The organism is Aquabacterium sp., assembly GCF_049317225.1.
Taxonomy (GTDB): domain Bacteria; phylum Pseudomonadota; class Gammaproteobacteria; order Burkholderiales; family Burkholderiaceae_C; genus Aquabacterium.
Genome location: NZ_JBMOIR010000035.1, coordinates 1 through 7595, shown reverse-complemented (window position 1 = coordinate 7595; position 7595 = coordinate 1). Strand labels below are relative to the sequence as shown.

At 62.8% G+C, this 7595-nt stretch carries 4 protein-coding genes and 1 pseudogene; 4 read left to right on the top strand and 1 reads right to left on the bottom strand.

Features of this window, described 5'->3' with window-relative positions:
• From ahpF to ACOYNB_RS13975, 3 genes are all read left to right on the top strand, one after another.
• Positions 1-1301: alkyl hydroperoxide reductase subunit F (gene ahpF / locus ACOYNB_RS13985; RefSeq protein ID WP_422839604.1), on the top strand; the 1301-nt coding region annotated here is incomplete at its 5' end.
• Between the two features lie 274 nt (positions 1302-1575).
• A complete protein-coding gene (locus tag ACOYNB_RS13980) occupies positions 1576-2355 on the top strand; it encodes a phosphate/phosphite/phosphonate ABC transporter substrate-binding protein (protein WP_422839603.1) in 780 nt (259 codons plus the stop codon).
• An 11-nt stretch (positions 2356-2366) separates the two neighbouring features.
• On the top strand, positions 2367-4235 hold the full coding sequence (locus tag ACOYNB_RS13975) for a sensor histidine kinase (RefSeq protein ID WP_422839602.1): 1869 nt from the start codon (positions 2367-2369) through the stop codon (positions 4233-4235).
• Here the strand turns inward: ACOYNB_RS13975 and ACOYNB_RS13970 are convergent.
• Entirely contained in the window at positions 4200-7178 is a 2979-nt protein-coding gene (locus ACOYNB_RS13970; protein ID WP_422839601.1) for an EAL domain-containing protein, read from the bottom strand. The genes ACOYNB_RS13975 and ACOYNB_RS13970 overlap by 36 nt on opposite strands.
• A 159-nt stretch (positions 7179-7337) precedes the next feature.
• On the opposite strand from ACOYNB_RS13970, the pseudogene ACOYNB_RS13965 reads away from it, so the two are divergent.
• A pseudogene (locus ACOYNB_RS13965) lies at positions 7338-7595 on the top strand (U32 family peptidase); the annotation flags it as partial.

The window sequence follows — 7595 nt, the reverse complement described above, 5'->3', positions numbered from 1 at the left end:
AGTTCACCTCGCTGGTGCTGGCCCTGCTGTGGACCGGCGGCCACCCGCCCAAGGTCGAGGCCGAAACCATCGACGCGATCAAGGCGCTGGACGGTAATTTCGACTTCGAAGTTTTCATGTCCCTGAGCTGCCACAACTGCCCGGACGTGGTGCAGGCCCTGTCGCTCATGGCCATCCTCAACCCCAAGGTGAAGACCACCGTCATCGAAGGCGGCACCTTCCAGGAAGAGGTCACGCGCCGCGAAATCATGGCCGTGCCCATGGTGTTCCTCAACGGGCAGATGTTTGCCTCGGGCAAGATGACGGTCGAAGAGATCGTGGCCAAGCTTGACACCAACTCGGCGGCCAAGGAAGCCGCCAAGATCGATGCCAAGGACGCGTTTGACGTGCTCGTCATTGGTGGTGGCCCGGCCGGTGCAGCCGCTGCGGTGTACGCTGCTCGCAAGGGCATCCGCACCGGTGTGGCCGCCGAGCGCTTTGGCGGTCAGGTCAACGACACCATGTCCATCGAGAACTACATCTCGGTGCTGGAAACCGATGGCCCCAAGCTGGCCGCCGCCCTGGAAGCCCACACCCGTGCCTACGATGTGGACATCATGAACCTGCAGCGCGCCGAGTCCCTGATTCCGGCCGAGCAGCCCGGCGGCCTCATCCAGGTCAAAATGGCCAATGGCGGCACCTTGAAGGCCAAGACCGTGATCCTGTCGACCGGGGCCCGCTGGCGCAATGTGAACGTGCCCGGTGAAGCCGAGTACAAGAACAAGGGCGTGGCCTACTGCCCGCACTGCGACGGCCCGCTGTTCAAGGGCAAGCGCACCGCCGTGATCGGTGGGGGCAATTCGGGGGTGGAGGCCGCCATTGACCTGGCCGGCATCGTTCAGCACGTCACGCTCATCGAGTTTGCCGACCAGCTCAAGGCCGACGCCGTGCTCGTCAACAAGCTCAAGAGCCTGCCCAACGTCACCATCCACACCAACGCCCAAACCACCGAGATCACGGGTGCCGACGGCAAGGTCAATGGCCTGAAGTACAAGGACCGCGCCACCGGTGATGAGCATCTGGTGCCCCTGGAAGGCGTGTTCGTGCAGATTGGCCTGGTGCCCAACACCGAGTTCCTGCGCGGCACGGTCGAGTTGAGCAAGTTTGGCGAGATCATCATCGATGCCAAGGGCCACACCAATGTGCCGGGCGTGTTCGCGGCGGGTGACTGCACCACGGTGCCGTACAAGCAGATCGTCATCGCGACCGGCGCAGGTGCCACCGCTGCACTCAGTGCTTTCGATCACCTGATCCGCGCCTGATCGGTGCATCCTCCCCCGTCTGTCGGGGGATCAGGGCCACGTGTCTGCGGACCGTGGCCCTTTTTTCATCCCGTGTGAATTTGTAACTTATGCACGAGTTGCCGACCCGATTAACGTGATCTGGATCAGAGTGGCGATGGACCTACCGAAAATAGGACATCCACTCAGATCTGGAGGGGCAGTGATGGCAAGCAAGCAGTCAAGCAGAGCCGTGCAGACGCTCGGGCGTCGGGGGTGTTTGGGCCTGTGCGCAATGTGGCTCGTGGGCAGCGCCATGGCCGCGCCCATCGCCGAGCGCGTGTGGCCCTCTTACACCGTTGCCGTGGTGCCGCAGTTTCCTGCGGCCGACATCCAGCGGGTGTGGGCCCCGATTCTGGAGCGGGTCGGGCAGGCCGCGAAGGTGCAACTCAACCTCAAGTTTTTCAAAGACATCCCTACGTTTGAGGCCGATTTCCAGGCGGGTGGGGCTGACTTTGTCTACCTCAATCCCTATCACCAGTTCATGGCCCATCGTGCACAGGGCTATGTCCCGCTGGTGCGTGACAGCCGCCTGCTCACAGGCATCGTGGTGGTGCGCAAGGAGGACCCCATCCGCAAGATGGCCGATTTGCGAGGGCAAAGTGTGGCGTATCCCGCACCCAATGCCTTTGGGGCGTCCCTGCTGATCCGCTCGCACCTGGCCGAGGTGGAGCATGTGGAGACGAGTGCGGTGTATGTCCGCACGCACACCAACGCCTATCGCTATACCTTGACGGGCAAAACGGCTGCCAGTGGGGGCGTGCGGGCGACGCTGGACCGTGAACCCCCCGAGGTGCAGGCCGCCTTGCGCGTTCTGTTCGAGACGCCGGGGGCCGCGCCTCATCCCTTGAGCGCGCATCCGCGCGTACCGGAAGGCACGCGCAAGGCCGTGACCGAGGCCATGCTGCGTCTGGCCAAGGACCCGACGCTGGCGGAGGCCTTTCACGACATTCCGATGGACCAGCCGATCCGTGCCGATCAGGTTCGGGACTATCAGCCGCTGGGCAAACTGAAACTGGACCGCTACGTCGAGTAGTGCCTGACACCATGCGACTGCCCCGCCTTCTGGCCTGGATCTGGCCACGACGTCTGTCTCGGCAGTTGTGGCTGATCATTTCTTTGTTGCTGGTCATGGCGTTGGGGCTGTTGGGTGGGTACACCGCCCACGAACAGACCGCGCTGGAGCACCGTGCCGCACAGGACATGGCCCGAGGCATGGCGCGCCATGTTGCCATCAGCAGCGCAGGACTCATCCTCACCAACTCACTGGATGAATTGGAGGATGTGGTGCGTCGGGCGGCCGACTTCAAATCCGTGCGAGCCTTGAGGGTGATGCAGCCCAACGGACGGGTGTTGGCATGGGCGGAGCATGCACCGGATCAGCCGATCCGCATGCAGTATTCGTCGGCGCAACCCTTGCTCGTGAACCTGCCGCCGGATGGCGAGGCCGTGGTGCAAGAGGATGCAGCCCGCGCCTTGTTGGTGGTCTGGCATCCGGTCCAGGCGGGTTCGACGGTGGGGTGGGTGCGTGTGGACTACGACATTGCCGATCTGACCGAGTCCCGCTCTCGCATCTGGCGCAACACCGCGGTCGTGGCGGCCATGGCGGTGGCGGGGGCCATGTTGCTGTTGTGGCTGTTCTTGTGGCGCCCTGTGCATGATCTGGCGCGTGCCCGGCATTTCGCCGTCAAGATGGTGAACGGGCATGGCGAGCAACTTCCCGAGGGCGATGGCCCCATGGAGGTCATGGAGCTGACCCGCGCCTTGAATCAGGCGTCCCAGATCATCAGTCGCCAGATGCATCAGCTGGATGACAACCTCAAGCAGATGACGGCGCACCAGCAGCAATTGGCCATTCAAAACGATCAGCTGGGAGCCATCTTCACCCTCAGCCGGGACGGCCTGCTCACGGTGGGGCGCGATGGCATGGTGCAGTTCGTCAACCACGCCTTCATGGCCCTGTGTCAGATCGCCCCGGATGAGGTGATTGGCCGATCCCTGACGGATGTGGCCGCACGGATCAAGGCACAGGCCCGAGACCCAGAGTCCTTTCAGAGCCTGCAGACCGACGAGAGCTGGACGCTTCAGCTCAACGCTCCGGTGCCCAGGGTCTTGAGCTTTCATGCGCAGACGTCGGACAGTGCCAGCGTGGCTCGCGTCATCTACGTGTGTGACGTGACGCGCCAGCATCAGCTCGATCAGATGAAGTCGGACTTCCTGTCGATGGCCGCGCATGAGTTGCGCACCCCCATGGTGTCCTTGTACGGTTTCACGGAGCTCATGCTCAAGCGTGAGATGGGCCCTGAGAAGCGGCATGAGTTGCTGTCCATCATGTACCGTCAGAGTCAGGCCATGGTGACCATCCTCAACGAGCTGCTGGATCTGGCCCGGATTGAAAGCCGCCAAGGGCAGGATCTGGTGATGATGGAGGCGGAACTCAGCGACGTTGTTCAGCAGGCCATTCACGCCTTCAAGACCCCGGAGGGGCGCACGCCGCCCATCGTGGCCCTCTCGGACCGGACCATGCGCGTTCAGGTTGACGGGGGCAAGATGCAGCAGGCTTTGCTCAACATCCTGTCCAATGCGTACAAATACTCGCCGCAAGGGGGCGAGGTGCATATCGGCTTTGTGGTGTCGCGGTCCAGCCGTGGGCAAAGCTGGTGGGGCGTCGAGATCCGGGATCAGGGCATTGGCCTGTCGCCGGAAAACCTCTCGCACATGGGTGAACGCTTTTTCCGCGCAGACAAGTCCGGCAACATCCCGGGCACCGGACTGGGCGTGGCGATCGTCAAGGAGTTGCTGGCGCTGATGGGTGGCCGCCTGCACATCGAGAGTGAGCTGGGTGCGGGCACCACCGTGACCTTGTGGTTGCCCTCGACCTCAAGCGATGGCGCACACGGAGGTGAGGCCGCTTGAGCCGTGATGGTTCATGTGCACCTTGAGTTGGGCCAGCAATCCGTCTCGCAAGGCATGCAGTTCGGGAACGCGCTGCAGCGCAGCTTCACCCTGTCCGCGGGCCTTCAAATCACACAATTGCTCGGCCAGGCGATGGATTTGCTCGTGCGATTGCAAGATGGGCTCCCAAGGGGCGATCGCCTCGCTGGCATTGACTTCGCTGTGTAGCCAGGTGCCGAAGCAGCATTGCTGGGCGTGCAGTTGGGGTGCCTGATCTCGCGTGCCTTGCAGGTATTGCACGACCCCGTCGACCCAGGTGCGATGGTTCAAGGAGGCCACCATCAACGGCGCATCGGCAGGGTGAAAGTGCGGCAGGTCGCGCCAGGTGCAGGCCGGACGCCACGAGGTGACCCACTGCGGGATGCGGTCGGCAGGCATGGGGCGGGCAATGCCGTAGCCTTGGGCCAGCTCGCAGCCCAGGTACAGCAGCATCTCGCCGTGCTCCGTCGTTTCGACGCCCTCGGCAATGACCTGACGTCGGAACGCCTTGGACAGGCCCAACACGCCTTCCAGAATGGCCAGATCATCCGGGTCGTCCAGCATGTCCCGCACAAAGCTCTGGTCGATCTTGAGCAAGGCCACGGGCAAGCGCTTCAGATAAGTCAGCGACGAGTAGCCAGACCCGAAATCGTCCAGTGCGAAACTCACGCCCATGTCCCGGCAGGTCTGAATCACCTGCGACACGCGAGCCAGATCTCCCAGCGCGCTGGTCTCCAGCACTTCCATTTCCAGATCGCCGTGCTGGGTCTCCGGATGCAGGGACAGCAGATAGCGCAGGCGCTCGGCAAAGTCAGGATGCTGGAGTTGCCGTGCACCCAGGTTCACGCTCACCGGCAGACGCAGGCCCTGGCTGCGCCACACGTCCATTTGTGTCAGCGCGGTGTGAATGACCCACTCGCCGACCTCGATGGCCAGCGCGTGGTCTTCGATCACGGGCAGGAACACCCCCGGTGGCAGCAAGCCGCGCTCGGGGTGGTTCCAGCGAATCAGGGCTTCTGCCCCCACAACATCGCCTGTGCGCATGTTCACCTTGGGCTGGTAGAACAGCACGAACTCTTCTCTTGCCAGCGCATGGCGAATGGCGGCCAGACTTTCGTGGTGGCCCCGTACGTTGCGGTCCTGGTCCGCATCGAAATAGTGGAAGCGGTTTTTGCCCGCCACCTTGGCCTGGTACATCGCCTGATCGGCCTGACGCAGCAACTGGTCGGCATCCACCTCATCGTTTTGCGGGTAGATCGTGACCCCCACGCTGGCCGTCACCTGCAGGGACTGCCCGCCGACTTCGATGGCCTGAGATGCCGCATTCATCAAGCGTTGCAACAGCGGGATCGTGCCCAGTCCATCGGACAAGTCGGGCAGCACGGCCACAAACTCGTCGCCCCCCAGGCGCGCCAGGGTGTCACTCTCACGCAGGGTGTGGCGCATGCGGTCGGCCAGTGTCATCAGCAACTGGTCACCGACCTCGTGCCCGTATTGGTCGTTGACATCCTTGAACCCATCCAGGTCCATGTAGACCACGGCCAGACGACTTTCCCGGCGCCGGGCGTGGCCCATGGCCTGCTGCAAACGGTCGGCGAGCAGCACGCGGTTGGGCAAGCCGGTGAGCGCATCGTGGTGAGCGTTGAACTCCAGTTGGCTCTCGTGTTCCTTCAGGGCGGTGATGTCCGCAAACAAGGCCACGTACTGGCGAATATGGCCTTGCTCGTCCTTCACCGCGCTGATGGTTTTCATCTCGGCGTAGTGTTCGCCGTTCTTGCGGCGGTTCCAGACCTCGCCTTGCCAGTGGCCCTTGGTCAGCAGGTCTTCCCACATCTGACTGTAGAACTCGGGTTCCTGTCGGCCTGATTTCAGAATGCGCGGGTTGTAACCCAGGACCTCTTCACGCGTGTAGCCCGTGATGCGGGTGAAGGCTTCATTGACGTCGATGATGTGGGCGTGTTCATCGGTGATCAGGATGCCTTCGCGGGCATGGGTGAACACGCTGGCCGCCAGATGCAAGCGTTCGTCAGCCAGTTTGCGCTGAATGGCCAGGCTGGCGAGGTGGGTGACTTGGTCGATCAGCCGGATTTCTTCTGCGCTGGGCGTGTGAATCTGTCGGTCGTACACCCCGAACGTGCCCAGCAAGGTGCCGTCGGCGGAAATGATCGGAACCGACCAGCATGCGGCCAGATTGGCTTGTGCGACCAGTTCCCGATAAGGGGCCCAGTTCGGGTGGTTCAGCATGTCGGGCACGATCACCCGTTGCCGCAGAAACGCCGCAGCCCCGCACGAGCCCACGTTCGGGCCGATGTGGACGCCGTCGATGGCCTCACAGTAAAACGCTGGCAGGCTGGGAGAGGCCCCTTGTGCCAAAGACAGGGTGTTCAGGTCAATCAGGTGGATGCTGCACAGCATCCGGGGTTCCAGCGCTTCGACCCCTTTCGCGATGGATTCGAGCAGCGCGTGCAGCGGGTTGTTGCTGGCCAGCATTTCCAGAATGCGGCTGCGGAACTGTTCGAACTGTTCTGCGCGCTTGCGAGGGGTGATGTCCTGGATGGCGCCAGCCATGCGCGAGGCCCGCCCCTGTTCGTCATGCGCCGTCACCATGCCGCGGATCTGAACCCAGTGCTCACGCCCCTGGGGATCGCGCAGCCTGTATTCCACCTGGATGGCCGAGTCATCTCCCTTGAGGTGACGGATCAAGGCTTGCCGCACCCGCTCCCGGTCGACGGGGTGAACGCGGTCGACCCATTCCTCAAAGCTGACCGATTCCCGACCCTGGCCGTAGCCCAGTCTGTCCACCACCGTGCCCCAAGTCTGGTGCGTGCCGGTGGCGAGGTCCCATTCCCAAATCCCATCGCTGGTGTTTTCAGCGATGTGCTTCCAGTGGGTGTCGGCCAGCGTGGCTGGGGAGAAATCAGGCATGGCGAAGATTTTGCACCACTCGGCTCAGGTCTGATATGCGCTAAATCGAAGGGAGGCGAGACATAAGCCCCGAAACCCCTTAAATGCGCCCCGTTTCTCTGTGGAACTTGCCCCTTCGCGTGACAGGTGCACGGCAGAGCATGGACAATACCGCCCACCATGAGTGCCCTGTCTACCGAACTCCTTTTGCCCGCCGGCTCGCTCGACAAGATGCGTGCTGCCTACGATTTTGGCGCCGATGCGGTTTACGCCGGTCAGCCGCGCTATTCCCTGCGTGCGCGCAACAACGAGTTCCGGCTGGAGCAACTCCAGCAAGGCATTCAGGAAGCCCACCAGCGCGGCAAGAAGCTGTACGTCACCAGCAACCTGATCGCGCACAACGACAAGATCCGCACCTACCTGCGCGACATCGAGCCC

Excerpts from the sequence above, each read along its gene's own strand:
- ACOYNB_RS13980 (WP_422839603.1), top strand. The coding sequence starts at position 1,576 with ATGGCCGCGCCCATCGCCGAGCGCGTGTGGCCCTCTTACACCGTTGCC.
- ACOYNB_RS13975 (WP_422839602.1), top strand. The coding sequence starts at position 2,367 with ATGCGACTGCCCCGCCTTCTGGCCTGGATCTGGCCACGACGTCTGTCT.
- ACOYNB_RS13970 (WP_422839601.1), bottom strand. The coding sequence starts at position 7,178 with ATGCCTGATTTCTCCCCAGCCACGCTGGCCGACACCCACTGGAAGCAC.